This is a genomic window from Nocardia ninae NBRC 108245, assembly GCF_007990755.1.
Classification (GTDB): Bacteria; Actinomycetota; Actinomycetes; order Mycobacteriales; family Mycobacteriaceae; genus Nocardia; species Nocardia ninae.
On the sequence record NZ_BJXA01000086.1, the window covers coordinates 1 to 24,047 of the forward strand.

Below are 24,047 nucleotides of genomic sequence, written 5' to 3' on the forward strand. Positions count from 1 at the left end.
GACCCCGGCGCCACCCCTGCCGAATTGACCGGCACAGCCTTATTGCTGACCGCCATCGCCGCCCTCGCGTTGATCGCGGTGGCCATCGCCGGCCTCGTCGTGGTCGCGGTGGCCGCCCGCCGCAAGCCTGCACCGGCGCCGGCACCGCTGGTCCCGGTCCCCCCGACGGCCGTAGACTCGCTCGCCAGAGCGGCCGAAATGGGTTTGGCGGCAATGAATGTGCCCGGTCAGGACCCGCGCACCGCGATCATCGCCTGCTACGTCGCGATGGAACGCGGACTCGCCTTCGATCGCGCTGCCGCACCGCTGATTTCGGACACTCCGATGGAGGTGCTGGCGCGCGCCTTCGAACGCGGCGCGCTGCACGACGCGTCCGCCAGGGAGCTGGTCGCGCTGTTCGAGGAGGCCAGGTTCAGCCCGCACGCGATGCTCGCGTGGCAGCGGATGCGGGCCGAGCAGCTGCTGCGGATCGTCCTGGCGGACCTGCAGGGAGAGGCGGCGGCTTGAACCGAACGGCCATCGTCCTCGGCGCCGCGACCGTCGTCGCGCTGCTCGAGCTCGTCGCCCTCGACCGGGCGCGCGGGGTGCTGTTGCTCGTCGCGGCGGTCCCGCTGGCGGTGGCCCTGGCCTGGCTGGTCTGGTCGCTGCGCGACCGTGCCGAACCGAGGGCCTACCAGGATATCGACGAGATCGAGAACGGCCCCGCCGAGATGCTGCGCCGCTGGCACGCCAGGGCGCAGATGCTCGCCGACCGTGCCGAGGGCACCCGCGCCGACTGGGACCGGCACCTGCGCCCCTTGCTGGCCAAGGAGTTCGAGCTGTCCAGCGGGCAGCGGGTCGCGAAGAACCGCAAGGCGACCGAGGCCGCCGGTATTCATCTGTTCGGGCCGGAACTGTGGCGCTGGGTGGACCCGGCCAACTCGGCATTGCGTGATCAGACCACTAGGGCACCGGGACGGGCGGCGCTGGACGAAATCCTGAGCCGCCTGCAGAGAATGTGAAATGGGTTGAGGCAAGTGCGGGTACACACATGACGATGCCGATGGATGTCACCGTCCAGCGCAGCGACGCCGTGCTCAGGGAGCTATCCCGGGTGATCGTCGGCAAGCAGGAAGAAATGCGATTGATCATGATCGCGGTGCTGGCCGGCGGGCACGTCCTCATCGAGGACCTGCCCGGCCTGGGCAAGACGTTGATCGCCAGATCGTTCGCCGCGGCGCTCGGCCTGCAGTTCACCCGCGTGCAGTTCACGCCGGACCTGCTACCCGCCGATCTACTCGGGTCCACCATCTACGACATGTCCTCGGGCCGCTTCACTTTCCGTCGCGGTCCGGTCTTCACCAATGTGCTGCTCGCGGACGAGATCAACCGGACCCCGCCGAAAACCCAGGCCGCGCTGCTGGAGTCGATGGCCGAGGGGCAGGTCAGCATCGACGGCGAAACCTTCCAGCTGCCAAAACCTTTCATCGTGCTCGCGACCGACAACCCGATCGAGTACGAGGGCACCTACCCGCTGCCGGAGGCGCAGCTGGACCGGTTCGCGATCCAGCTCAGGCTCGGCTACCTGTCCGAACACGACGAGAAGCAGATGATCCGGCGCAGGCTGGAGCGCGGTTCGACCACGCCGCAGGTCAATCAGGTGGTGGACGCGAACGGGCTGCTGGAGATGCGCCAATCGGTCGAGTACGTCACGGTGCATCCGGATGTGGTGAGCTACGTGGTCGCGCTCGCCTCGGCCACCCGGGCGCACCCGCAGGTGGAGGTCGGCGCGAGTCCGCGCGCGGAGCTGGACCTGGTGCAGATGTCGCGGGCCAGGGCGCTGCTGCTCGGGCGCGACTACGTGATTCCGGAAGACGTGAAGGCCCTGGCGATTCCGGCCATGGCGCACCGGATCACGCTGCGTCCGGAGATGTGGGTGCGCCGGATCCGTGGTGAGGACGTGATCACCGAACTGCTGCGCCGCCTGCCCGTGCCGCGCGCCACCGTGACATGAATGAACGCGGCGAGCGAATCGGGCGCCGGCGGGCCGTGTCCATGACGGAGCCGAGCACCGGTGAGGCGAAGTCATGAGACACCGCGACGCGAGCACCGCGGTCGAGGCCGAACTGCGGTGGCGCCCTGCTCCGTTGGTCTTCATGCTGGCGATCTGCGCCGGGGTGGCACTGGTGGTCGCGATCGTGCTCGGGCGGTGGCAGCTGGTGGTCTTCGCCGCACCACTGCTCGGCGTGCTGGCGACCGCGCGGTGGCAGCAGTCCGCGACCAAGATCCAGGTCGACGGCGGCGGCACGCTGCGGTGTTTCGAGTCCGAAGAGGTGGTGCTGACCGTCGCCGCCTTCGTCGAGCAGGGGCACGCGCTGCTGCGGTTGAAGCCCGAACCCGTTGCGGCACTGGCCATCGAGGTCGAGGAGGCCAACGATTCCGGCAGCGCGCCCGCCGGCCTGCGGCTGGCCTTGTCGGCGGATCGGTGGGGTCGCTACCCGGTGTCGGTGCGGGTATCCGCGCTCAGTCCGGCGGGGCTCGCCGTCGCCACCGCGGTGCTGCCCGCCGGGCAACTGTTCGTCTATCCGATCACCGATCCACAGCGAATGCGGTTGCCGCGCACCGAACTACCCGAACGGCTGGGTACTCACCTGACCCGCAGGCACGGTCCCGGCGTCGAGTACGCCGACATCCGCGCCTACGCCCCGGGCGATCAGCTGCGCATCGTGAACTGGCCGGTGAGTGCGCGCCGCGGCAGGCTCTACGTCACCGAGCGGCTGACCAACCGTTCCGCGGACGTCGTTGTGCTGGTGGATACCTCGCAGCAGGCGCCGGGTCCTGCCACCGACTCCCTGGAACTCTCCGTGCGCGGCGCGGCGCAGGTGGTGCAGTCCACCCTGCAAGCCGGCGACCGCACCGCCGTCGTCTGCCTCGGGCAGCAGCCGCGCTGGCTGCGCCCGGATATCGGCCGCCGTCAGTTCTATCGGATCGTCGACACGGTGCTCGACGTCGGCGACGAGTACATCCCGACCACCGGCACCCTGGCGCCGCACTCGGCGGTGCCGCTCGGCGCGATCGTGGTCGCCTTCTCCACGCTGCTGGACACCCAGTTCGCGCTCGCGCTGATCGATCTGCGCAAGCGCGGACACGTCGTCGTGGTGGTGGATGTCTTGCGGGGCACGCCGTTCCGCAATGATCTCGATCCGACGCTGGCCAAGATGTGGCAGTTGGAGCGTGCCTCGATGTATCGCGACATGGGCACCGTCGGCGTCGACATCGTGGCCTGGCCAGCGGAAACCCGGCTCGACCAGATCATGCGGGTGCTGCCCGAACACCGCCGCACCGTCCGGGTGCGCCGATGACCCGATTCCTCGCCGTCCTCTCGGGCGTACTGCTGGTGACCTCGGTCGCACTGCTGGAACCGTGGGCCGCCATCCCCGCGCTGGTCCTGGTCGCCCTCGGCTGGTGGTTCCGCCCGTTCGCGGTGCTCGCCGTCCTGCTGGCCGTCGGCGTGCTGGCCGTCGCGAATCCCGGCGTACTCGCCGCCGCGGCAATGGGTTTGGTCGCCACCACCTACCTGCTGAACGCCGCCACCGTCACCGCGCCGCACGGCGTCGTACCCACCACCGTCCCCTCGGTGGCGGGTGCGGTCGGCTTCGCCGCCGTGGCCGTCGGGGCCGCGCTGCTCCCGCTGCGCCTGGCCTGGGCGCCGCTCGCCGCCCCGATTCTGGTGCTGGTGTTGTACGCGTTGATAGTCCAGGGTGCCGCCGTCCGTCGTGGCCGCAACGGACCCGGCCCGACGAGTGCCACACAAACGCAGCCGAACACCCCCGGATCTGCCGCATAGCCAACCACCTGCGGCAGACCGAAGGAGCGTCAGGCGGCGCTGAACCGTAAGGTGACGTCGCCGAGCACCGGAGCGTCCTCGCGTTCGACCACCGTTGCAGCAATGGTCAATTCGTCGTCCTGCCGCCAGATCCGGGTCCGGATCGTCTCGCCCGGGTAGAGCACACCGGCGAAGCGAGCGCGGAATCCGGTGACCCGGCTCGCCTCCGAGCCGAGCACCGTGTCGGTGGCCGTCTTGCAGACGATGCCGTAGGTGCACAGCCCGTGCAGGATGGGCGCGGGAAACCCGGCGGCGCGGGCGAATTCGGGATCCGAGTGCAGCGGATTGCGGTCGCCGCACATGCGGTACAGCAGCGCCTGCTGCGGCAGGGTCGGCGTGGTCACATCGAAATCCGGTGCCCGATCCGGCAGTTCGGTCTTGGTGCTCGGTCCACGTTCGCCGCCGAAGCCGCCCTCACCGCGGGCGAAGATCGAGGAACGCGCGGTCCACAGCGGTGCGCCGTCGGAACCGGTGACGGTCTGCTCCTGGACCACCACCGCCGCGGAACCCTTGTCCCACAGCTCGGTGATCCGGCCGGTGCTCGTGGCCTTACCCGCGGCGGGAATCGGGCGGTGCACCTCGACCTCCTGATGTCCGTGCACCACCTTGGCCAGGTCGATGTCGATGCCGGGGAAGCTGACTCGCGGCGGCTCGGTCTCGTGCAGGGTCGGCGCCACGGTCGCGAACGTCGGCAGCACCTGGGGTGTGCGGTCGTCGAGATACCGCAGCTCGGCGGGCTCGGTCCAGCGGGTGCCCGCACCGAGTCCCAGCTGGTACAGCTGCACGTCGGAGGGCGTCCAGGAGAACTCGCGACTCGGAAGTTCGGCCCCGAGTGCGATTTTCGGATCGATGGGCATCAGGACTCCTTGTCCGGCAGCGGCCGGGTGGGCTGCGCGGCCTTCTTCTCGACGATATCGAGCACCGCCAGGTATCCGAAGGTGAGCGCGGGTCCGATGGTGGCGCCGGGGCCCGCGTAGGTGTGGCCCATCACCGGGGTCGAGCAGTTGCCCGAGGCGTACAGACCCTCGATCGGGCTGCCGTCCTCGCGCAGCACCCGGCCCGCCGTGTCGGCGACCAGACCGCCCTTGGTGCCGAGATCGCCGGGCACGATCTTCGCGGCATAGAACGGACCTTGCACCAGCGCGGCCAGGCACGGGTTCGGCTTCACCGTCGGATCGCCGTAGTACCGGTCGTAGTGGCTGTCGCCGCGGCCGAAGTCCGCGTCCTTGCCGGTCTCGGCGAAGGTGTTGAACCGGGCGACGGTGGCGGCGAGGTTGGCCGCCGGGACACCGATCTTGTCGGCCAGCTCGTCGAGGGTGTTCGTCTGCACGATGTTGTCGTTCTCCATCCAGCGCTTGGGAAAGCGCTGGCCCGGCTGCAATCCGGCGAAGATGTAGCGGTTGCGGTAGCGCTGGTCGAAGACCAGCCAGGCCGGAATGTTGGCACCCGGGCCCTCGCCCTGGCCGTACTCGCCGCCGTACATGGTGTGCACGGCCTCGACGTAGGGCGCGGACTCGTTGCCGAAGCGCTTGCCCTCGGCATTGATCATGATGGTGCCCGGCAGATTGCGCTCGGCCAGTGCGAACCACGGCCGCCCGCCCTTGAACACCGTCGGTCCCCACCAGGCGTCCTCCATGAAGCCGACGTCGCCGCCCGCCGCCATGCCCGCCAGAATGCCGTCGCCGGTATTGGCGGCCGCGCCGGTGGTCCACTCGGTGGTGATGGGCTGGCGCTGGTACTTGGTCCGCAGCTCGGCGTTGTGCTCGAAACCGCCGCTGCCGAGCACCACGCCGTAGCGCGCGGTGAACGTGACCTGCTCGCCCTCGTGCTCCGCCTCGACCCCGGTGACCACGCCGTTCTGCACCACCAGCCCGGTCAGCGGAGTGTTCAGCAGCACCGGCACATTCGCGTCGAGCAGCCCCTTGCGCATCGCGGCGATGATCGCCTGTCCCATGCCGAGGATGTGCTTGCCGGTGGCCTTGGCCCAGTAGGTACGCGCACCGACCCGCAGCGCGCGCATGATGCCCTTCGGGTGCCTGCGGATCAGGTTGAGCCGGACGAAATCGGCCTGCATGACCACCACGTTCAGCGGCGCCTTGGCATACGGCGGCTCCAGGTTGGCCAGCTCCGCGCCGAGCACCTTGGCGTTGAACGGAGTGGGCTCGCAGGACCGGCCCTCGCCGAGACCGCCGGGGGCCTCCGGGTAGTAGTCGGAGTAGCCCGGCACCCACTTCATCTTCAGCGGGGTGTGGTCGAGCACGAAGTCGAAGGCTTCCGCACCCCGGTCGATGTAGGTATCGATCCGGTCCTTGGGCACCACGTCGCCGATGATGCTGTGCAGGTAGGTGCGCGCCGCCTCGCGGTCGTCCGGTCGGCCGGAGGCGCGCAGCGCCTTGTTGCCGGGGATCCAGACACCACCGCCGGAGCGGGCGGTGGACCCGCCGTAGTGCGCGGCCTTCTCGATGAGCACCACGCTGAGCCCGTGATGGGCGGCGGTGAGGGCGGCGGTCATGCCCGCAGCGCCGCTGCCGACCACCACCACATCGTATTCCCGATCAATCATGTAGAACACGTTATAGAATGATGCCGCCATTGGTCTATGTTGTGAGGCAGAAGACTTACTCGGCTTCTCATCTACCGAGAAACTCGTTTCAGTTTCAGACCGGAGTGAACGACATGGGGTTCGATTGGGACCTGGTTGCCGACGTGGTCGTTGTCGGTTTCGGCGCGGCCGGTGCCGCTGCCGCGCTGGAAGCGGCGGCCGACGGCGCGCAGGTGCTCGCGTTGGAGCGGTTCGCCGGTGGCGGGGCGTCGGCACTGTCCGGCGGCATCATCTACGCCGGTGGCGGGACATCGGTGCAGCAGGAGGCCGGCGTCGCGGATACGCCCGAGGCGATGCTGGCGTATCTGGAGCGCGAGGTCGGCGACGCGGTGTCGCCCGCGACGCTGCGCCGCTTCGTGGACGGCAGCCCGGCGATGATCGAGTGGCTGAAGGGCCATGGCGTTCCGTTCGAGGCGTCGCTGTGCCCGTACAAGACGTCGTACCCGAACGACAGCTACTACCTGTACTACTCGGGCAGCGAGATCTCCGGTGCGTTCCGGGATATCCCGGCGGCGCAGCGTGGGCATCGGGTCAAGGGCAAGGGTACCTCCGGCAAGCAGTTGACCGGGCCGCTCGCGGCCGCCGCGTCCCGGCTCGGTGTGCGAGTCGAAACGCTCACGCAGGCAACCGAACTCATCACCGACGAGGCAGGCACCGTGATCGGTGTCGAGTGCCGGACGTTGCGCGACGCACCGGGCCGGGTCCGTGATCGCTACACCCGCTTGGCCAAGGTCGCCGCCAAACCCGGTATCTACTACCCGCCGCTGCGCGCCGCGCTGGAGAAGCGCCTCGTTCGGCTGGATCGTCAGTACGGCACCACAATTCGCGTACTCGCCCGCCGTGGTGTGGTGCTCAGTGCCGGTGGCTTCATCGCCAACCGGGCGATGCTGCGCGAATACGCGCCGGACTATCGCGGCGGACTCGCGCTCGGCACCACCGGTGACGACGGCAGCGGCATCCTGCTCGCGCAGCGGGCCGGTGCGGCCACCGATCGGATGGGCAATGTCTCGGCGTGGCGGTTCCTGTTGCCGCCCAGCGCGTTTACCGGCGCGGTGCTGGTCGACGCGGCGGGCCGCCGCGTCATCGATGAGACCAGGTACGGCGCGGCCGTCGGGCATGCCCTTATCACCGAACACGGCGGCAAGGGCTGGCTGCTCGCCGACGACGAGCTGATGCGCACCGCGATCGACCAGATCGGCAAGCAGGGCGCCTGGTTCCAGCGCGGGCAGTTCGAGGCGATGCGGCGCACCGCGATTCGCGGCGCCACGCTCGAAGCCGTCGCGGCGCGGGCCGGCATCGACGTGGCCGGGCTGCGGGCGACGGTGGACGCGCACAACGCCGCGATCGGACACGGCACGCCGGACCCGGTAGGCAAGCCGGCCGAGTTCACCAGACTGCTGCATACCGGGCCGTTCTGGCTGCTGGATGTCGGCATCAGACCGAGCCTGGCCAACCCGTGCCCGATGCTCACCCTCGGCGGTGTGGTCGTGGACGAGGACACCGGCGCGGTGAAATCGACTGCCGGGAACGACATTCCGGGGTTGTTCGCCGCAGGCAGGACGGCCGTCGGTATCTGCTCGGAGTCCTACGTCAGCGGGCTCTCACTGTCGGACTGCATCTTCTCCGGCCGCCGAGCCGGTCGGGCCGCGGCGGGCATGGTGCCGGTGCTGTCCGAACAGCTCGGGGCGCTCGATCAAGCAAGAATGGAAGGAAACTAGCGTGCTGTCCGACGCGGTACGAACCGAATTGGCCGACGAGCTCGAGCTCGCCGAACGGGATCGGGTGGCGATCGATCCACTGGTTGCCCGGTACCCGGACATCGATGTGGTCGATGCCTACGAGATCCAGCTGATCAATATCCGGCGCAGGCTCGACAGCGGCGCCAGGGTGGTCGGGCACAAGGTCGGCCTGTCGTCCAAGGCCATGCAGCAGATGATGGGCGTGGACGAACCCGACTACGGGCATCTGCTCGCGGAAATGGAAGTCTACGAGGACGTTCCGGTCGAGGCGGACCGCTATCTGTTTCCGCGCGTCGAGGTGGAAGTCGGCTTCGTGCTCGGCGCCGACCTGCCCGGCGCGGACTGCACCGAGGACGACGTGCTCGCCGCGACCGTCGCTTTCGCCCCCGCCATCGAGCTGATCGACTCGCGGATCAAGGACTGGAAGATCGGGCTGACCGACACCATCTCCGACAACGCGTCCTCGGCCGGCTTCGTGCTCGGCCCGGAGCGGGTGGCGCCCAAGGACATCGACATCAAGGCGATCGACGCGGTGCTCACCCGCAACGGCGAGGTGGTGGCCGAGGGGCGCAGCGACGCCGTGCTCGGCGATCCGGTGATCGCGGTGGCCTGGCTGGCCCGCAAGGTCGCGAGTTTCGGCGTGCGGCTGAAGGCGGGCGACATCGTGCTGCCCGGCTCGTGCACCCGCGCCATCGACGCCCGTCCGGGCGACGCGTTCCATGCCGAGTTCGCCGGGCTCGGTTCTGTCCGTTTGCAATTCATATAGGAGGCATGTGGTGTCCGAGAACGGGACCGTCACCGCCGCGATCGTCGGGTCCGGCAATATCAGTACCGATCTGCTCTACAAACTGCTGCGCTCGGCGAGTATCGAGCCGCGGTGGATGATCGGGATCGACCCCGACAGCGAGGGTTTGAAGCGCGCCCGCGGGCTCGGGCTGGAGACCTCCGCCGAAGGGGTGGACTGGCTGCTGGCCCGATCCGAGTTGCCCGAACTGGTTTTCGAGGCGACCTCGGCGTACGTGCATCGCGCCGCCGCACCGAAGTATGCCGAAGCAGGCATCCGCGCGGTCGACCTCACGCCCGCCGCCGTCGGCCCCGCCGTGGTGCCGCCGGTCAACCTCGGCGCGAATCTCGATGCGCCGAACGTCAACATGATCACCTGCGGTGGGCAGGCCACCATCCCGATCGTCGCGGCGGTATCCCGCGTGGTGCCGGTCGCTTACGCGGAGATCGTCGCCTCGGTGTCCTCGGTCTCGGCCGGCCCCGGTACCCGGGCGAACATCGACGAGTTCACCAAGACCACCAGCCGTGGCGTCGAAACCATCGGTGGTGCGCAGCGCGGCAAGGCGATCATCATCCTGAACCCGGCCGAGCCGCCGATGATCATGCGCGACACCATCTTCTGCGCGATCCCCGAAGACGCGGACACCGCGGCCATCACCGACTCCATCCACCGGATGGTGGCCGACATCCAGCAGTACGTGCCCGGCTACCGCCTGCTCAACGACCCGCAGTTCGACCCGCCGTCGGTGATCGCCGGTGGGATGGCGAAGGTTTCGGTGTTCGTCGAGGTCGAAGGGGCGGGCGACTTCCTGCCGCCGTACGCGGGCAACCTCGACATCATGACCGCTGCCGCAACGCAAGTCGGCGAAGTGATCGCCGGTCAGATCGTCTCGGCACGGGTGTAAGGGAGCGACAAACATGGCTTACTCAGCAGAACTCGACATTCGCGTCACCGACACCTCGTTGCGCGACGGATCCCATCACAAGCGCCACCAGTTCACCGCCACCGAGGTCCGCGATATCGTCGCCGCCCTCGACGGGGCGAAGGTGCCGGTCATCGAGGTCACCCACGGTGACGGGCTCGGCGGGTCGTCGTTCAACTACGGCTTCTCCAAAACCCCCGAGCAGGAACTGATCAAGATCGCCGCGGAGACGGCGACCCAGGCCAAGATCGCGGTGCTGATGCTGCCCGGGGTCGGCGTCAAGGAAGACATCAAGATCTCCCAGGACAACGGCGCCTCGATCTGCCGCATCGCCACCCACTGCACCGAGGCCGACGTCTCCATCCAGCACTTCGGTCTGGCTCGTGAACTCGGGCTGGAAACCGTTGGCTTCCTGATGATGTCGCATTCCCAGCCGCCGGAGGTGCTGGCCAAGCAGGCTCGGATCATGGCCGATGCGGGCTGCCAGTGCGTCTATGTCGTCGACTCGGCCGGTGCGCTCGTGCTCGACCAGGTCACCGATCGGGTCGCAGCCCTAGTCGCCGAGCTGGGCAATGATGCGCAGGTCGGCTTCCACGGTCACGAAAACCTTGACCTGGCGGTCGCCAACTCCATCTACGCAATCCGTGCCGGTGCTACTCAAATCGATGGCAGCGCAAGACGGTTCGGTGCGGGTGCGGGCAATACTCCGGTCGAGGCTTTGGTCGGTGTGTGCGACAAGCTCGACATCACGACAGGCATCGACTTCTACGCCATCGCCGATGCCGCCGAAGACGTGGTTCGTCCCGCGATGCCGCAGGAGTGCCTGCTCGACCGGTCGTCGCTGATGATGGGTTATGCGGGGGTCTACTCCAGCTTCCTCAAGCATGCCGAGCGTCAGGCCGAACGGTACGGCGTCTCCGCCGCCGAGATGCTGGTCCGCGCGGGTAAACGCAAACTGGTTGGTGGGCAGGAAGATCAGCTCATCGACATCGCCCTGGAATTGCAGCGGGAGCAGGCGACAGTCACCGTCTGACCGAGCCGGGGCCGCGAACGTCGGTGTCGTCGTTCGCGGCCTGCTCCCTATCGCCGGGCCGGAATCCCTTCGCTGCTGTCGAAGCTCGCTTCCTCGCGACTGACCAGTCCCAGTAGCGAAAGTGGCCGTGGGGTAATCGAGTTGGTCAGATAGCCCAGCGTGATCGCCCAGCGGTTGACCGGGCGTGGCACGGCGATGGTGTGATACGCCCGCGTGACGGCCTTGGCCGGGAAACCGGACAGGTTGACGCCCATCGGATTCGCCACCGCGAAGTGCGGTCCGAGATCGACGACCAGACCCATGTCGTGGTGCTTGTACGGCGCGGCGCCGCCGATGCCGAGACTGGCGGCCACATTCCTGGCCAGCGCCTTACCCTGCCGGGAGGCGTGCTGAGCGGTCGGCGGGGTGATCTTGCCGGGTTTGGTCAGATCCGGCACCGCCGCCGCGTCACCACCGGCGAAGACATCGGGGTGACCGGGCACGGAGAGGTTCGCGTCGACCACCAGGCGTCCGCGTTCCATCGGCAAGCCGAGCGACTCCAACATGGGCGCGCCGGTCACACCGGTCACCCAGGCGACCGTGTGGGTCGGCACCACGGTCCCGTCGGTGAGTACCGCCTGCCGGTCCGTCAGTTCCTTCAGCGAGGTCTTCAATCGAATGTCGATGCCCCGTTCGCGAAGCACGCCCAGCACCTTGTCGCTGAGCCGGTCGCCGACCTCCGGCATCACCCGCTCGGCCATGTCGAGCAGCACGAACCGAACCTCGCCCGGATCGAACCCACGACGGGCCGCATAGGCATCGGCCAATGCCCGCAACTGCGCGATCAGCTCGGTACCCGCATAAGAAGCGCCCACGACAACCACGGTCCTGCGGGCCTTACGCACGTCCGGATCATCCTCGAAGTCGGCCAACTCCAGCTGCCGCAACAACTGCTCGCGCAGATACAGCGCCTCGGCCACCGTTTTGAGTCCATGCGCATGCTCGGCGACGCCCGGCACATCGAACAACCGCGTCACCGACCCCGGCGTCAGAACCAACCGATCCCAGGACAATTCGCGGTCGGCTTGATGCTCACTACTCACCCTGACCGTCTTGTTCTCCAGATCGACAGCCTCCGCCTTACCGATCACCAACCGCACCCGCGGCAGCGCATCGGCCAGCGAAACAGCGACGAACCGCGGATCGATCACCCCACCGGCCACATCCGGCAACAACGGCGTGTACAGCATGTAGTCATTGGGCGTAACCAGCAGGACCTCCACCTCCCGACCCGCCCGCCCCAACACCTTGCACAACCGCTTGGCACAGGTGAACCCGGCAAACCCACTACCGACAATCACCACCCGCTCCGGCCCAGCCCTCTTGTCCTCAGCCACAGCCACCTCCTACAAATCGCCCCTCCCCCGCGATTCCCCCATCCCCCCATCCGAAACCGAGTGGGCCGGGACCCGCCCGGCTACGAAAGCGGCCAGCGGGACACCAGCGAGCCCTGACCTGCGGTTCACGGCAGGGCAGGGCTCGTAGCGGACGGCTACAGCCAGGTGTCGAGGGTGGTGGTGGTGAGGAAGTGGTCGAGGTCGGCGCGCCAGGGGGCGGGGGTGGTTTTGTCGGGTTCTATGGCGGTGTATTGGCCGCGGTAGAAGAGGAGGGGGCGGCCGGTGGTGGTGGATTCGGTGAGGGCTTGGACTCGGCCGATGACTATGTAGTGGTCGCCGCCGTCTACGACGCTGTCCACTGTGCATTCGATGGTGGCGAGAGCGTCGTCGAGCACGGGGAGGGTGAGGGGGGAGGTGTGCCAGGGGGCGCCTGCGAATTTGTCGGGTTCGCGGGAGCCGAAGCGGGCGCAGAGTTCTCGTTGTTCTTCGGCGAGGACGTTGACGCAGAAGCGGCCGGATTGTTCGATGGCCGCCCAGGAGCGGGAGGTTTTGGTGGGGCAGAACAGGATCAGGGGTGGGTCGAGGGAGAGGGCGGCGAAGGACTGGCAGGCGAAACCGACCGGCGCCTCGGCATCATCGAAGGTGGTGATGACGGTGATGCCGGTACAGAACTGGCCGAGCACGTTACGGAAGGCCCGCGCGTCGATCTCAGGGTGGGTCATCGCTTCGCTCGCCCTCTCACTCACTGCTGGCGCTGCCCGACGCTGAAGTCGTGACCCCAGAGGCTCACGGCGGTCGACTCACGGGCAATCCAATCATTGTCGTCGACTTCGAGCCCCTCGCAGCCGAATTCGACATCGAACCCGCCCGGCGTCTTCATGTAGAAGGAGAGCATCTTGTCGTTGACATGCCTGCCGAGCGTCGCCGACATGGGAACCTTCTTGCGCAGCGCACGATCCAGGCACAGCCCGACATCATCGGCAGCCTCCACCTCGAGCATCAGGTGCACGATGCCGCTCGGGGTCGGCATGGGCAGGAACGCCAGCGAGTGATGCCGCGGGTTGCAGCCGAAGAAGCGCAGCCAGGCGGGTTCACCGTCGGCCGGGCGCCCGACCATCTGCGGCGGCAGCCGCATCGAGTCACGCAGCCGGAAACCGAGCACGTCGCGGTAGAACTCCAGCGCGGCCTGGTCGTCCTTGGTGCTGAGCACGACATGGCCCAGGCCCTGTTCCTCGGTGACGAAGCGATGCCCGTACGGGCTCACCACCCGCCGATGTTCCAGCGCCGCACCGTGAAACGCCTCCAGCGTGTTGCCGGAGGGATCGTCGAAACGGATCAGCTCGTGTACCCGCCGATCGGCCAGTTCCGCGGCGGTGCCCTCCTTGTAGGGCACGCCAGCGGCTTCCAGCCGAGTCCGGATGTCTTGCAGCTCTTCGGCATTGGCGGTCTCCCAGCCCGAGATCTGCAACTGGTCCTTCTCGCCGGGCGAGATCACCAGCCGGGCCGGGAATTCGTCCATCCGCAGATACAGCGCGTCCGGATTTCCGCCCTTGCCTTCGATCATGCCGAGCACCTTGAGCCCGTACTCGCGCCAGGCGGCCATGTCGGTCGCCTCGATGCGCAGATACGCCAGTGATCGAATCCCCATCACTTCTCCTTGGAACCGGCAAGGAAATCAATTGCCAGCCGGTTGAATTCGTGGAACTTCTCCAGCTGCGCCCAGTGTCCGCAGCCGCCGAACACATGCAATTGTGCGCGCGGGATCACCTTGGTCGCGACCAGGGCGCCGTCGAGCGGGTTGACCCGATCTTCGCGCCCCCAGATCAACAACACCGGCTGCCGCAGTTTATAGGCGTCGCGCCAGAGCATGCCCTTCTCGAAATCCGCACTGGCGAAGGACTTTCCCATCGCCCGCGCCGCGGCGAGCGACTCCGGCATACTGGCCGCGGCGAACCGCTCATCGATCAGCTCGTCGGTGATCAGCGACTGGTCGAAGACCATGATCCGCAGGAACGCCTCCAGGTTCTCCCTGGTCGGCTGGTAGTTGAACTTGCCGAGCAGCTTCACGCCCTCGGTCGGGTCGGGCGCGAACAGGTTGGTGCTCAACCCGCCCGGGCCCATCAGCACCAGCTTCCCGGCCCGATCCGGGTAGTCCAGCGCGAACCGGACGGCCGCCCCGCCGCCGAGCGAATTGCCGAGCAGGTGCACCCGCCCGCTGATCTCCAGATGCACGAGCAAGTCGTGCAGCGCCGAGGCGCTGTGCACGAAGTACTGCGGATGCTCGGTCGGCTTGTCCGACTGCCCGTAGCCGGGCTGATCCACGGCGAGCACGTGAAAGTTCTGCGCCAGCACCGGGATATTGCGGCCGAAGTTCGACCAGGAGGACGCGCCGGGCCCGCCGCCGTGCAGCAGCACGATCGTCGGCCCGTTGCCGACCCCCGCCTCGTGGTAATGCAGCCGCAGATCCGGGCGCACCTGCGCGTAGCGGGAGGTCGATTCGGCGGTGATCTCCACCGTTGACGTCACAGCTCCACCTCGCTGGCGCTCGGCTCCGCCGTGCCGTCCAGGGCGCTGTAATTTCGGTTCACTCGCTGACGCTCACTCACAGCAACTCCTACACCATCGCGTCGGTGACGGGCAGCCCGAACTCGTGCTGACCGTACATCTGGTATGCCCGTTCGGGATCGTTCGCCGCGTGCACCCGGCCGGCGTGGGCGTCGCGCCAGAAGCGTTGCAGCGGTGTGCCGTTCGCCAGCGCGGTGGCGCCGGAGCTCTCGAACAGCTTGTCGATGGCGGCGATCGAACGTCCGGTGGCGCGCACCTGATCGCGCCGGGCCCGCACCCGCAGGTCGAACGGGATCTCCTTGCCTGCGGCCAGCAAGGCGTATTCCTCGGCGACATTGCCCGACAGTTGGCGCCAGCCCGCGTCGATATCGCTGGACGCCTCCGCGATGCGCACCTTGGCGAACGGATCGTCCTTCGCCTTCTCGCCCGCGTAGGCCGCGCGTACCCGCTTGCCCTGATGCTCGACGTGCGCCGCGTACGCGCCGTAGGCCATGCCGACGATGGGTGTCGCGATGGTGGTGGGATGGATTGTGCCCCAAGGCATCTTGTACACCGGATCGGTGTTCTGCTCGAGCCCGGGTGACTTCTGCTCACTCATCTTGCGGAAGCTCAGGAACCGGTGCGACGGCACGAAAACGTCTTTCACCGCAACGGTATTGGAGCCGGTTCCGCGCAGGCCGACGACGTTCCAGACGTCATCGATGCGGTAGTCGTCGCGCGGAATGAGGAAGCTGCCGAAGTCGACCGGCTTGCCGTCTTTGATCACCGGACCGCCGAGCACCGCCCAGGTGGCGTGGTCGCAACCCGAGGACCAGGCCCAGGCGCCGTTGACGAGGTAGCCGCCCTCGACCACCGTGCCCGCGCCCATCGGTGCGTAGGAGGAGGAGATCCGCACCTCGGTGTCCTCGCCCCAGACGTCTTCCTGCGCCTGCTGCGCGAACAGCGCCAGGTGCCAATTGTGTACGCCGACAATGCCTGCCACCCAGCCGGTGGACCCGCAGGCGCTGGCCAGCTTGCGCACGGTGTCGTAGAAGACGACCGGGTCACCCGCGTGGCCGCCCCACTGTTTGGGCTGTAGGAGCCGGAAGAATCCGGTCTCCTGCAAGGCCTTCATGGTTTCGTCGGGGATGCGCCGCAGGTCCTCGGCCTCCTGCGCGCGCTCGCGCAGCATCGGCAACAGCGCGTCGACCCGTTCGGTCACTTCTTGCGTCATCTCGGGACCTGCTCCTGCCTGGTCAATTGGATAACCGGTAGTCATTTGCCTCTGAGACTAGAACAGGTTCTTATTTCTGTCGAGAACGGGTGTCTATCTGTGGCCATAGACAGACATGTGCAGGAAGTGGCGTGAATCGCTGGCGTGGAACGCGACATTTTTGTAACGTGTTCTAGTACAGAAGGAGGAGGATTCGCGATGGCAGTTACCCCACAGGGGAGCGGTGCGAAGGTCCGGGAGTTGGATGTCGGCACCGTGCCCACTCGCTATGCGAGGGGATGGCATTGCCTCGGTCTGGCCAAGTCGTTCCGCGACGGCAAGCCGCACGCGGTGAATGTGTTCGGCACCAAGCTCGTGATCTGGGCCGATAGCAACGACGAGCTGCGCGTACTCGACGCCTACTGCAGGCACATGGGTGGCGATCTCAGTATGGGTGAGGTCAAGGGCGACGACATCGCCTGCCCGTTCCACGACTGGCGCTGGTCCGGCACGAGCGGTAAATGCACCGCGATTCCCTATGGCCGCCGGGTGCCGCCGCTGGCGCGTACCCGGAAGTGGACCACGCTCGAGCGCAACGGTCAGCTGTTCGTCTGGCACGACGTCGAGGGCAGTCAGCCCCCGCCGGAGGTGACCATTCCGCACATCAAGGGGCCTTACACCGACGCGGACGGCAACCCGAGCGAGCAGCTCGACAGCGGCTGGACCGACTGGACCTGGAACTCCATGCTGATCGAGGGCGCGAACTGCCGCGAGATCATCGACAACGTGGTCGACATGGCGCACTTCTTCTACATCCACTTCGCCTTCCCGACCTACTTCAAGAACGTCTTCGAGGGGCATATCGCCACCCAGTTCCTGGAGACCAAGGGCAGGCCGGACATCGGGATGGCGTCCAAGTACGGCGGCGACACCACGCTGAGCTCGGAGGCGTCCTACTTCGGGCCGTCCTACATGATCAATCCGCTGGTCAACATCTACAGCGGGTACGAGGTCAAGAGCGTCCTGATCAACTGCCACTACCCCGTGACCCAGGACTCCTTCATGCTCCAGTGGGGCATCACATTGGAGAAGCCGCAGGGCGTCGACGGTGAGATGGCGGACAAACTGGCCGCGAAGATGACCGAGGGCATCAGCGTCGGCTTCCTGCAGGACGTCGAGATCTGGAAGCACAAGTCGAAGGTCGAGAACCCGCTGCTGTGCGAGGAAGACGGCCCGGTCTACCAGCTGCGTCGCTGGTACGACCAGTTCTACGTGGACCTCGCCGACGTCACCGAGAAGATGACCCAGCGCTTCGAGTTCGAGGTGGACACCACCAAGGCGAACGAGGCGTGGGAGGCCGAGGTCGCCGAGAACCTGCGGCGCAAGCGGGAGGCCGACGAGGCCGCCACCGACCAAGCGGAGGCCGGAGTCTGATGGTTACCTGGGCGAAAGCACCCGACTTTGCCGACCAGCCTGCGCGGCAGGCCGAAGTGCGCGCCCAGACCGTGGTCGACAAGGAACGGTATCTGGAGCAGGGCCTGACACCGCTGCGGTGTCAGGCCTGCCAGAGTCAGGTGCTGGTGCGCAAGAGCAGTTCGCACCAGACCTCGGTGCAGTGGACCGAGCCGCCGCAGACGCACTGCCCGGTTTTCGCGGAGCTCAGCAAGAAGGGGCACGGTCCTGGTCGGCCCGACTCCTGCCCGCAGCTGGAGAAGACCATCAAGTGGGCTGTGGACGAGGGCGTCGTCCCAGTTCCCGACTAGTCGCAGGGTTTGTGCGGGAGGGTCACGCCGTGTCCGGCGGCACCGAAGTGCTCGGCGTCGCCGAACTCGTTTGGCGTTCAGTCCATCTGGAAGTCGGCAAAATCGAAACCGGGGGAGACGAAGCAGCTGACCAGCACGTATTCGTCGCCGGCCGGTCGTGCGGCTTGACTGACCCCACCCGGCACCACCGCCTGTAGCACCTGACCGTGCTCGACATCGGGCCCGAGCACGACCTCCTCGCCGCCGATATTCAGCACCAGCGGTCCGCCGCGGTGCCAGAGCCACAGCTCGTCGGAGCGGACCGTGTGCGGTGCCGACTGCTCGCCCGGCATCAGCAGGAAGTGGATCGCGGTGGCGCTTGCGCGTGCGCCCTCGTAGCCCTTCGGCTCGAATTCTACGGCGCTGCGCCAGGTTTCACGGAACCAGCCGCCCTCCGGGTGCGGTGCCAGATCGAGGGCTTCGGCGAGTGCGGGTCGGTTGTCGGTCATCATTCGACTATGCCTGATCCGCGGCCGGTGGCGCCGGACGGCCGCGGTGAAAATCAGGTGACCGGAGGCGAACCGTTCAGCGCTCCTCGATGCGCCAGGTGATGCCGAAAGGCGCGAGCGTGTCGAGGAACTCGGCTGGGTCGAACGCCTCGGCCACTGCCAGCGCTCCTGGCTTCGCGGTGCCGTCGGCCAGCCGGACGGCCACCTCCACCGCCATCAGCGCCGAATCACGGTAGGAGTGCACACCACTCACCACGCCGCGGACCGTGCGACCGTCCGTGCCGAACGCGTCGACCACCAGGTCGTAGTGCAGATTCGCGCTGGGTGCGTCGGGCAGCGTGTCGATGACCTCCTCGGTGAACCCGCTCAGCGTGTCCAGGATCGAGGTGGCGAGTACGCCCTCGACGTAGGAGACATCCGAATGGCGCGGGATCGTAAGTACCGGCGGCTGTGGGAATTTCGCGACGGCGGTCGGCTGGGTGTCGCCCGGGAAGGTCATCTCGGCGTGCCGAGCCGTTGCACCGGTGCGCAATTCGCCGTCCGCGTAGTTCCAGCCGCCGCTGCGGAACCAGTCGAGGCTGGCGAGCACCGTCTTCGCGCTGCCCTTGGAACCGTTGCCGCCGCTCTTGCTCAGATGGCTGAGCACCACCTCGGCCGGGCCGGCCACCCGGCGGGTGGCCAGGTAACCGAGCAGGTCGCCGGGCAGATTGCTGTCGGTGACGCCGGAGATCAGGGTCACCCCGGCCGCTTCGGCCCGCGGTCCGAACTCGTCGAACACCTGCTTCAGGAACAGCTGCTCGCCGGACATATCGGTGTAGTGCGCCCCGGCGTCGATCGCCGCCGCCAGCACCGCGGGTCCATGGGTCACGTAAGCGGGCAGGCTGCTGATCACGACGTCGGCCCCGGTGAACGCGGTCACCAGCGCGTCGTGGTCGGTGAGATCGGCGACCCGGATCTGCGCGTCCGGCAGGTCGGCGGCCGCTGCGGCGGCCTGGATCCGGGCTGCGTCGCGGCCCACCAGGATCGGGGTGACGCCGCGCCTGCACAGCTCGGTGAGGACGTAGCCGCCGGTGATGCCGGTGGCGCCGTAGACGGCGATGGTCTTGGTGGTGCTCGTCGATGTCATGGCTCAAACTTATGGCTCAGACATGAGTAAACAAATGGCTGTATTGCTCGCTGATATATCTCAAACGCTCACGGCGGAAGCGCTATGGTGTGCAGGTGGACATTCTCAGCGAAACCATTGCGGCCATCCGCACCGGCAGCCCGACCTCCGGGCTGTTCATCCGGCACGCGCCGTGGGGCCGCCGCTACCCCGTGGTGCCCGGCGCCGGTTTCCATGTGGTGCTGCAAGGTTCGTGCTGGCTGGTGCCGCCGACCGGCGCACCGCTGGCCCTCGGCGTCGGCGACGTCGTGTTCATGCCGCGCGGTGCCGACCACGACCTGGTGGACAGCCTCGACAGTCCGGTCACCGAGCTCGCACAGGTCGGTGAGCCGAGGGAGCTCACCGGGCCTGGGGTGCGCGCCGCATTGCTTTGTGGCGCATACGAACTCGGCAAGAAACGCAGCCACCCGCTGCTCGACGAACTGCCCGAGTTCATCCATCTGCCCGCCCGCCCAGGCCGGCATCCGGCCCTGCGCGGCGCCGTCGACCTGCTCGCCGCCGAAATCGCCGAACCACGCCCCGGCAGTGACGCCGCCGTTCCGGCACTACTCGAAACGCTGCTGCTCTTCATCCTGCGCGCCTGGCTGGATGAACAGTCCAGCGCTCAATCCACCGGCTGGGCAGGCGCTTTCGCCGACCCGGCGGTAGCCGCAGCACTGCGTGCCGTGCACGAGGAGCCCGCCCGATCCTGGACCGTCCCCGATCTCAGCGGCGTCGCCGGCGTCTCCCGCGCCACACTGGCGCGACGCTTCACCGCCACCGTCGGCGAACCACCGCTGGCCTACGTCACCCGCTGGCGCATGCTCACCGCCGCCCGCCTGCTCCGCGACACCGACGCACCCCTGGGCACGGTGGCCCGAAAGGTCGGCTACACCTCCGAATTCGCCTTCGCGAAAGCCTTCAAGCGCGAATACGGCTTGGCCCCAGGCCAATACCGGCGCGCCGAGGACAAGCCCCCGCTCGTCGCGGTCTGATGCCTCCGGCTGGTCAGAGCCTGTCGATGCGCTGGGCCAAGCCGTCCACGATGAGGGTCAGCCCGGCCTCGAATGCCGAATCGTGGTCTATCCGAGGGATATCGGCCTCTTCGTCCACCACGTGGCCATCCGCCTGCTCTTCCAGCACGGCGCCGACGGTGTAGCGGCCTGCGGCCAACATCGCCATCTGCGCATCCCGCTCCGGCACACCGGAAGCGACCAGGAACGCCATCTTGTGGACGAGCCTGTCGCGGTCCGCGGCGCCGGGGCGGGTTCCGGCGTGCAGCCGGGCGCCGTCGCGGCGCAGCAGCAGCGTGCGCCGGAAGCTGCGGTTGTTCTCGAGGAACCAGTCACGCCAGTCGTCCGCCGGTGTCGGTAGGGGCGCCTGCGCGTGGGGAGCCATCGCAGCCTCGGCCATCGCGCTGAGCAACTGCTCCTTGTTGCGGAAGTGGTAGTAGAGCGACGGCTGCTCGACGCCGAGTCGCTTCGCCAGTTGCCGCGTACTGATGGCATCCAGGCCGACCTCGTCGAGCAGATCGAGCGCCTCGGCGATGACGGTGTCTCGGTGCAACTTGGCCATATTGACAATCTATCAGTGATAGGCGACCATGCAAAAGTGAATCTATCACCGATAGAAAGGCTCGTGATATGGCATTTCAATCAGAAACCGGCGCCATGAAGATCCTCATCTGCGGCGGCGGCATCGCGGGGCAGGCGGCGGCCTACTGGCTCGCCCGAGCGGGCCACCGGGTCACCGTCGTCGAACGCTTCCCGGCGTTGCGGGCCACCGGCGCCCAGGTCGACCTGCGCGGTCAGGGCATCGAGGCCGTCGAGCGCATGGGCCTGCTCGACGTCGTCAGGAGCAAGCTCGTGGACGAAGCGGGCGTCGCCTTCGTGAACGGTCAGGGCAAGGCGCGTGGCACGATCATGGCCAACACCTCCGGCCGAGGTCGCCAGACATTGACCTCGGAGTACGAGATCATGCGCGGCGACCTGGTTCGCATCCTGCACGCGGCGACCGAGGACGACGTGGACTACGTGTTCGGCGTGCGCGTGGAGTGCTTCGAGCAGGACGGGCAACGAGTCGTCGCGCACTTCTCCGACGGTTCTTCCGACGAATTCGACCTGCTGGTCGGCGCGGACGGGCAAGGGTCGCGCATCCGCCGCGCCATCCTGCCGTACGGGTCCGCCGATCCGTACCGGCCGGTGGGAATCCACATGGCCTACTGGTTCATTCCGCGTATCGCCGCCGACGGCAACATCCGGGACACCTACCACGCCCCGCGTGGCCGGATGATCATGCGCCGCAGCCACAATCCGACCGAGACCCAGGTCTATTTCGTGCTGCGGGAAACCTCCGCGGAAGCCTCGGCCATCCACCGGGCGCCGGTCGAACGCCAGAAGCAGTTCTGGGCCGAGAGATTCCGCGACGCGGGATGGCAGACCGACCGATTCCTCGACGGCATGGCGGGGACCGAGAGCTTTTACTCGCAGGAGGTCCTGCAGGTGCGTACGGACACGTGGTCCAGGGGCCGCGTGGTGCTGGTCGGCGATGCCGCGCACTGTGCCTCGCCCTATAGCGGCATGGGGGTTTCCGGCGCGCTGGTCGGCGCGTACGTCCTCGCCGGTGCGATCAACCGCCACGTGCACGATTTGCCCACGGCGCTGGCGAATTACGACGCCACGTTGCGGCCGTTCGTGGACGAGATCCAGTCCACCGTGAAACCGCGCCTGCTGCGCCTGGGCATGCCCACCCACCAGCTCGGCATCGACGCCTTTCATGCCTTGGCGGCCGCGGTCTGCTTCCTGCGCATCCCAGAACTCGTCGCGAGGCTGTCGAAGGAGGACCGGGGCGGTGGCTGGTCACTTCCGGAATACCCGGAACTCGTCGGCGCGGCGTGATCGGCACCGGCGATTAGATTCTGAGACGTGAAGGCGACAGAGTTGATCGACGCGCACGGGGAACTGCTCGGGTGGTTGTTACCCGGAGACCGGTTGTCCGATTCGATGATTCGCGAGGGGCAATTCCACTACGCGGTCGTCGGATCCGAGCGGGTGGTGAGTTTCGCGCGGACCGACGCCGCCGCGCAACGCCTTCCGGCGCGCGGGGCGGTGCTGCGCGCGCTGGCGCACCTCCATCTCGGAGTGGCCGTACCGGAGTGCCTGTCTGTTGCGGCGCAGGGGGATGCGGTGGCCTACCTGCTGATGACGAAGGTCTCGGGTGCGCCGCTGGATGGGGCGTTGTTACGGAGTCCCGATGTCGCGGAATCTGTTGCGCGGCAGTGCCATGGCCTGTTGGACAGCCTGGCGGTTGCCGGAAACGACCCGCATATCCGCGCGTCGCTGTCCGTGGCACCCGTCGACCGGTGGCAAGAGTTCGCGGCAGCAGTCCGTGGCGAGCTGTACCCACTGATGAGCGTGACCGGTCGGGCACGCGCCGAGCGCGAGTTGTCCGCGCTCGATGCACTGCCGCACTCGACCGACGCCGTTGTGCACGGCGACCTCGGCGGCGAGAACCTGCTGTGGGACACCGTCGATGGACTGCCGGTGTTGCGGGGTGTCGTCGACTGGGATGGTGTCTGCCTCGGTGACCCCGCCGAGGACTTCGCCGCGATCGGCGCCGGTTACGGCCCGGACGTCCTGCGCGGCGTGCTGGCATGTACCGAAACGACCGGCAGCGACCTGGCCGCCCGAATAGCCGCTATCCAAGGAACTTTCGCCCTACAGCAGGCGCTGGATGCCCACCGCGACGGCGACGAGGAAGAGCTGGCGGACGGTTTGAGCGGCTACCGCTGAGCTCAGCTGAACGGCGAGTGCGGGCGCTCCTGCAACTCACCGTCGACATAGGTGTCGACCTTCTCGTTATAGAAGCAGACCAGGCCCGCGACCTTCTGGCTCTCCGGTAGCGGCGTGCGGTACCCCCACACGTAGTCCTGGTATTCGTTGTCGCCGACGCGGACGGTCCAGTAGTCGGCGGTGCCCTTATACGGGCAGCTGGTGTGCGTGTCCGAGGGATGCAGCAGGTCCATCCGAACATCGGTCATCGGGAGGTAATACCTTGCGGGAAGGCCGGTTTCGAAGAGGATGCGCGGGGAGTGCGAGTCGGCGACGGTGACGCCGTCGATCTCCACGCGTACGTGCCGGGAGCTGGCGAGGATGTCGACTCGGGAGTAGGGGTCGCGGGGGTGGACGTAGACCGGCTCGTCCTCTTCGAACCAGTCGTCCATCTTGTTCCACTCGAGCCGCACCAGCTCGTTCAGTTCGGGCAGCGGTGAGTCGTGGTAGCGCAGGGCGGCCGCGGTGGCGGTGGTGCCGTCCACGACCACGTCGTACTCCGTCGCGTCGCCGCGGCTGGGGGAGTGGTGGGACTTACCGGTCGGCTCGAGCTTCGCGTGCAGATCCGCGACCGGGAGGTAGTAGGTCGGATAGTGCGGGCCTTCCCACACCAGCACCGGTCGAGCAGTGTCGGCGACCAGGTGGCCGCCGAGGAATACCCGCACTCGCTTCTGGCTGGTTTCAATCTTGACCCGGCCTCGCTGCGCATCGCCCATAGCATCCGACGGTACTCCCGCTGCGGGC

General features: G+C 67.5%; 25 protein-coding genes. 14 read left to right on the forward strand and 11 right to left on the reverse strand.

Annotated elements, in window-relative coordinates:
• The 5 genes from NN4_RS37655 to NN4_RS37675 all read left to right on the forward strand — a co-directional run.
• Positions 1-507: DUF4129 domain-containing protein (locus NN4_RS37655; protein WP_147141146.1), on the forward strand; the 507-nt coding region annotated here is incomplete at its 5' end.
• Entirely contained in the window at positions 504-1,001 is a 498-nt protein-coding gene (locus NN4_RS37660; protein ID WP_147141148.1) for a hypothetical protein, read from the forward strand. The genes NN4_RS37655 and NN4_RS37660, both read left to right, overlap by 4 nt.
• Positions 1,002-1,030: 29 nt before the next feature.
• On the forward strand, positions 1,031-1,993 hold the full coding sequence (locus NN4_RS37665) for an AAA family ATPase (protein ID WP_147141150.1): 963 nt from the start codon (positions 1,031-1,033) through the stop codon (positions 1,991-1,993).
• A 73-nt stretch (positions 1,994-2,066) separates the two neighbouring features.
• On the forward strand, positions 2,067-3,341 hold the full coding sequence (locus tag NN4_RS37670) for a DUF58 domain-containing protein (protein WP_147141153.1): 1,275 nt from the start codon (positions 2,067-2,069) through the stop codon (positions 3,339-3,341).
• On the forward strand, positions 3,338-3,826 hold the full coding sequence (locus tag NN4_RS37675; RefSeq protein WP_246181299.1) for a hypothetical protein: 489 nt from the start codon (positions 3,338-3,340) through the stop codon (positions 3,824-3,826). Before NN4_RS37670 ends, NN4_RS37675 begins: the two co-directional genes overlap by 4 nt.
• Positions 3,827-3,855: 29 nt before the next feature.
• Here the strand turns inward: NN4_RS37675 and chsH3 are convergent, their stop codons facing one another.
• Both chsH3 and kstD read right to left on the reverse strand, forming a co-directional pair.
• On the reverse strand, positions 3,856-4,722 hold the full coding sequence (gene chsH3, locus NN4_RS37680; RefSeq protein WP_147141155.1) for an enoyl-CoA hydratase ChsH3: 867 nt from the start codon (positions 4,720-4,722) through the stop codon (positions 3,856-3,858).
• Positions 4,722-6,428 carry a 3-oxosteroid 1-dehydrogenase gene (gene kstD / locus NN4_RS37685; protein WP_147141158.1) on the reverse strand — a complete coding sequence of 569 codons (1,707 nt, stop codon included), beginning with the start codon at positions 6,426-6,428 and terminating at the stop codon, positions 4,722-4,724. Before kstD ends, chsH3 begins: the two co-directional genes overlap by 1 nt.
• Positions 6,429-6,541: 113 nt before the next feature.
• Between kstD and NN4_RS37690 the strand changes: the two genes are divergently transcribed.
• Genes NN4_RS37690 through dmpG form a run of 4 tightly spaced genes read left to right on the forward strand, consistent with a single transcriptional unit; the run spans position 6,542 to position 10,945 of the window.
• Positions 6,542-8,185: an FAD-binding protein gene (locus tag NN4_RS37690; RefSeq protein WP_147141160.1), complete on the forward strand. Its 1,644-nt coding sequence runs from the start codon at positions 6,542-6,544 to the stop codon at positions 8,183-8,185.
• A 1-nt stretch (position 8,186) separates the two neighbouring features.
• Positions 8,187-8,972, forward strand: a complete 786-nt coding sequence (locus NN4_RS37695) for a 2-keto-4-pentenoate hydratase (protein ID WP_147141163.1) — start codon at positions 8,187-8,189, stop codon at positions 8,970-8,972.
• Between the two features lie 10 nt (positions 8,973-8,982).
• Positions 8,983-9,894: an acetaldehyde dehydrogenase (acetylating) gene (locus tag NN4_RS37700; protein ID WP_147141165.1), complete on the forward strand. Its 912-nt coding sequence runs from the start codon at positions 8,983-8,985 to the stop codon at positions 9,892-9,894.
• A gap of 13 nt (positions 9,895-9,907) precedes the next feature.
• Positions 9,908-10,945: a 4-hydroxy-2-oxovalerate aldolase gene (gene dmpG, locus NN4_RS37705; RefSeq protein ID WP_147141168.1), complete on the forward strand. Its 1,038-nt coding sequence runs from the start codon at positions 9,908-9,910 to the stop codon at positions 10,943-10,945.
• Positions 10,946-10,992: 47 nt separating this feature from the next.
• Here dmpG and NN4_RS37710 read toward each other — a convergent pair whose 3' ends face one another.
• From NN4_RS37710 to hsaA, 5 genes are all read right to left on the reverse strand, one after another.
• Positions 10,993-12,321: an NAD(P)/FAD-dependent oxidoreductase gene (locus NN4_RS37710; RefSeq protein ID WP_246181300.1), complete on the reverse strand. Its 1,329-nt coding sequence runs from the start codon at positions 12,319-12,321 to the stop codon at positions 10,993-10,995.
• A 155-nt stretch (positions 12,322-12,476) separates the two neighbouring features.
• Entirely contained in the window at positions 12,477-13,043 is a 567-nt protein-coding gene (gene hsaB, locus NN4_RS37715; RefSeq protein WP_147141170.1) for a 3-hydroxy-9,10-secoandrosta-1,3,5(10)-triene-9,17-dione monooxygenase reductase subunit, read from the reverse strand.
• 20 nt (positions 13,044-13,063) lie between these two features.
• Positions 13,064-13,969, reverse strand: a complete 906-nt coding sequence (hsaC, locus tag NN4_RS37720) for an iron-dependent extradiol dioxygenase HsaC (protein ID WP_147141173.1) — start codon at positions 13,967-13,969, stop codon at positions 13,064-13,066.
• The gene (hsaD, locus tag NN4_RS37725) at positions 13,969-14,847 is read right to left on the reverse strand and encodes a 4,5:9,10-diseco-3-hydroxy-5,9,17-trioxoandrosta-1(10),2-diene-4-oate hydrolase (protein WP_147141176.1); all 879 of its coding nucleotides are present in this window, start codon (positions 14,845-14,847) and stop codon (positions 13,969-13,971) included. The genes hsaC and hsaD overlap by 1 nt, the downstream gene beginning before the upstream one ends.
• Before the next feature lie 88 nt (positions 14,848-14,935).
• A complete protein-coding gene (gene hsaA / locus NN4_RS37730) occupies positions 14,936-16,099 on the reverse strand; it encodes a 3-hydroxy-9,10-secoandrosta-1,3,5(10)-triene-9,17-dione monooxygenase oxygenase subunit (protein ID WP_107653887.1) in 1,164 nt (387 codons plus the stop codon).
• A 198-nt stretch (positions 16,100-16,297) separates the two neighbouring features.
• On the opposite strand from hsaA, the gene NN4_RS37735 reads away from it, so the two are divergent.
• On the forward strand, positions 16,298-17,512 hold the full coding sequence (locus NN4_RS37735; protein WP_147141178.1) for a 3-ketosteroid-9-alpha-monooxygenase, oxygenase component: 1,215 nt from the start codon (positions 16,298-16,300) through the stop codon (positions 17,510-17,512).
• Positions 17,512-17,841, forward strand: a complete 330-nt coding sequence (locus NN4_RS37740) for a hypothetical protein (RefSeq protein ID WP_147141181.1) — start codon at positions 17,512-17,514, stop codon at positions 17,839-17,841. The genes NN4_RS37735 and NN4_RS37740 overlap by 1 nt, the downstream gene beginning before the upstream one ends.
• A gap of 77 nt (positions 17,842-17,918) precedes the next feature.
• Here the strand turns inward: NN4_RS37740 and NN4_RS37745 are convergent, their stop codons facing one another.
• Complete coding sequence (locus NN4_RS37745) at positions 17,919-18,332, reverse strand: cupin domain-containing protein (protein WP_371865803.1); 414 nt, start codon at positions 18,330-18,332, stop codon at positions 17,919-17,921.
• Between the two features lie 73 nt (positions 18,333-18,405).
• Positions 18,406-19,455 carry a saccharopine dehydrogenase NADP-binding domain-containing protein gene (locus NN4_RS37750; RefSeq protein WP_147141185.1) on the reverse strand — a complete coding sequence of 350 codons (1,050 nt, stop codon included), beginning with the start codon at positions 19,453-19,455 and terminating at the stop codon, positions 18,406-18,408.
• 95 nt (positions 19,456-19,550) lie between these two features.
• On the opposite strand from NN4_RS37750, the gene NN4_RS37755 reads away from it, so the two are divergent.
• Positions 19,551-20,468, forward strand: a complete 918-nt coding sequence (locus NN4_RS37755) for an AraC family transcriptional regulator (protein ID WP_147141188.1) — start codon at positions 19,551-19,553, stop codon at positions 20,466-20,468.
• Positions 20,469-20,481: 13 nt separating this feature from the next.
• On the opposite strand, the gene NN4_RS37760 is transcribed toward NN4_RS37755, so the two are convergent.
• Positions 20,482-21,048, reverse strand: coding sequence for a TetR/AcrR family transcriptional regulator C-terminal domain-containing protein (locus NN4_RS37760; RefSeq protein ID WP_147141190.1), 567 nt, complete (start codon positions 21,046-21,048; stop codon positions 20,482-20,484).
• A 68-nt stretch (positions 21,049-21,116) separates the two neighbouring features.
• On the opposite strand from NN4_RS37760, the gene NN4_RS37765 reads away from it, so the two are divergent.
• Positions 21,117-22,370: an FAD-dependent oxidoreductase gene (locus tag NN4_RS37765; protein WP_147141194.1), complete on the forward strand. Its 1,254-nt coding sequence runs from the start codon at positions 21,117-21,119 to the stop codon at positions 22,368-22,370.
• A 42-nt stretch (positions 22,371-22,412) separates the two neighbouring features.
• Positions 22,413-23,264 carry a phosphotransferase family protein gene (locus NN4_RS37770; protein ID WP_371865804.1) on the forward strand — a complete coding sequence of 284 codons (852 nt, stop codon included), beginning with the start codon at positions 22,413-22,415 and terminating at the stop codon, positions 23,262-23,264.
• Positions 23,265-23,266: 2 nt separating this feature from the next.
• Here the strand turns inward: NN4_RS37770 and NN4_RS37775 are convergent, their stop codons facing one another.
• On the reverse strand, positions 23,267-24,019 hold the full coding sequence (locus NN4_RS37775; RefSeq protein ID WP_147141196.1) for a DUF427 domain-containing protein: 753 nt from the start codon (positions 24,017-24,019) through the stop codon (positions 23,267-23,269).
• Between the last annotated feature and the right edge of the window lie 28 nt (positions 24,020-24,047).